At 64.5% G+C, this 2,070-nt stretch carries 3 protein-coding genes; 2 read left to right on the forward strand and 1 reads right to left on the reverse strand.

Features of this window, described 5'->3' with window-relative positions; genetic code table 11:
• Nucleotides 1-618: amidohydrolase family protein (locus tag KDB67_RS01715; RefSeq protein WP_291011605.1), on the reverse strand; the 618-nt coding region annotated here is incomplete at its 3' end.
• A 211-nt stretch (nt 619-829) separates the two neighbouring features.
• Here KDB67_RS01715 and KDB67_RS01720 point away from each other — a divergent pair.
• Together KDB67_RS01720 and KDB67_RS01725 are read left to right on the forward strand one after the other, a co-directional pair.
• Entirely contained in the window at nt 830-1,675 is an 846-nt protein-coding gene (locus tag KDB67_RS01720; protein ID WP_291011607.1) for a mycofactocin-coupled SDR family oxidoreductase, read from the forward strand.
• A gap of 52 nt (nt 1,676-1,727) precedes the next feature.
• Nucleotides 1,728-2,070, forward strand: a 343-nt coding sequence (locus KDB67_RS01725; protein ID WP_291011609.1) for an aldehyde dehydrogenase family protein, incomplete at its 3' end; no start/stop codon positions are given.

Here is a 2,070-nt window from a genome sequence, read left to right on the forward strand (position 1 = left end):
CAGGTCGAGGTCGAAGCGACGCAGCCGCGCATCGTCGGGCGGACCCGCCTGCCCGACCGGTGACGGGTGGATGAACACCGGTACGTCGAGTTCGACCGCGGCGCTGTAGAAGTCATCGAGGTCAGGGGCGTCCAGCGTGCGATCCGCGATGTCGGTGTCGATGTACGCCGCCACCAAACCCAGCTCACGAACGGACCGTTCCAATTCGGCGATCGCCGCCGGAACGTCCTGCATCGGCAATTGAGCCGCGCCGACGAGACGCCCAGGGAACCTCGCGGCGGTCGCCGCGATCGCGTCATTGTGGGCACGCGTGTAGTCGGTGGCCGTGGCAGCATCAAGGCGCGTGAAGTAGGTGATCGGGTTGGGTGAGATCATTTGCAGCCCGATACCTGCCGCGTCCATCGCAGCCACCCGCACATCGGCATCCATGAAGGCGGAGCCTTCGTAGCGAACCCCGTCCAGGATGTACTCGCCGACACGGAAGAACGGGCTCCCGTCATCGCGGTACCCGATCTCCGGCCCGGCCGCACCCGCACACCCGAGACTCATCGGCAACACCGCGTGAGCGTGGACATCGATGACCTCGGGTATCGGAAAGCCGAAGCGCCGCCCGCTCATCCGGCGAAACCGTTCTCGCGGATGATCCCGGCCACCGGAAAACCTACGGCTATTGTGTAGTGCGTCACACGTCGGTAGTCTACTAACGACGCTAGTCGATCTCAAGGCCACCACATCGGCACGCCTGTCGACAGCCTCGGGCCGGACACCGTGTGCGTTCGTCACAATCGAGCACCACCCACACGCGGCCCACGTGAATCAGGAGGATTTCATGGACCGCGTCAAAGGCAAAGTCGCCTTCATCTCCGGCATCGCCCGGGGCCAGGGACGTTCACACGCACTCGCCCTCGCCAAAGAAGGCGCCGACATCATCGGCTTCGACCTCTGCGACGACATCGAGCACGTCGGATACCCGCTGGCACGGGAGTCCGATCTCGCCGAAACCATCCGTCTGGTCGAAGAAGCGGGCGGCCGGATCGTCGCCGCCCGAGCCGACTCACGCGACTTCGACGCGGTCGACGAGGTGCTTCGACAGGGACTCGACAAGTTCGGGCGAGTCGATATCGCCGTCCCCAACGCCGGCGTCGTCAGCTACAACCCGATCTGGGAATGGTCAGCCGAGCAATTCCGGAACGTGCTCGACACCAACCTGGTCGGCGTGTGGCATGTGGTGAAGGCAGTCATGCCCCACATCATTGCGGCCGGAAACGGCGGCTCACTCATCTTCACCGGATCGGTGGCAAGCCTGAAAGGCTGCCCCAACACCGGCGCGTACGAGATCAGCAAGCACGGCGTCGTCGGACTCATGCGGCTGGTGGCGATGGAAGGCGCACCGCACAACATCCGCTCGAACATCATCTGCCCCACCAATGTCCGGACGGGGATGATCGACAACGCCCAAACCATCGGGCTTTTCGTCCCCGACAACCCGAACGCGACACTCGACGATGCCGCGCCCGCCTTCGCCACGATGAACATGCTGCCCGTCCCCTGGATCTCCGCCCAGGACATCAGCAACGGCGTGGTGTTCCTGGCCAGCGACGAAGCGCGCTACATCACCAGCGTCGTGCTACCGATCGACGCCGGCTCCTCCGACACCATCTCCATGGGCGGATGAGCACGGACATGCCCACCGCAATCTTTCCCCCGACACCACCAAGGCAGGAATCATGACCACCGCATCCATTGACATCGACGCACCGCATCTCGACGCGGTCTACCTCGGCGGGACATGGGTGAAACCCTTGGCCGGCGCGACGGTGGACGTGGTCATGCCGTCCACCGGGCGCATAGTGGCGACCGCGGCAGATCCAGGCATCGACGAGGCCGACGCCGCAGTAGCTGCCGCGCGCCGGGCGTTCGATGAAGGTCCGTGGCCACGGATGAGCGTCGACGAACGGATCGCTGTATGCACCCGCTTCGCCGAGCAACTCGAATCCCGGATGGACCAGCTGAACCGGTTGTGGGCCATCGAATCCGGATTCCCCGTCAGCCACGGTGAGATGATCAACA

The sequence above is a fragment of the Gordonia sp. (in: high G+C Gram-positive bacteria) genome, from assembly GCF_020438995.1.
Classification (GTDB): Bacteria; Actinomycetota; Actinomycetes; order Mycobacteriales; family Mycobacteriaceae; genus Gordonia.

Excerpts from the sequence above, each read along its gene's own strand:
- KDB67_RS01720 (WP_291011607.1), top strand. The coding sequence starts at position 830 with ATGGACCGCGTCAAAGGCAAAGTCGCCTTCATCTCCGGCATCGCCCGG.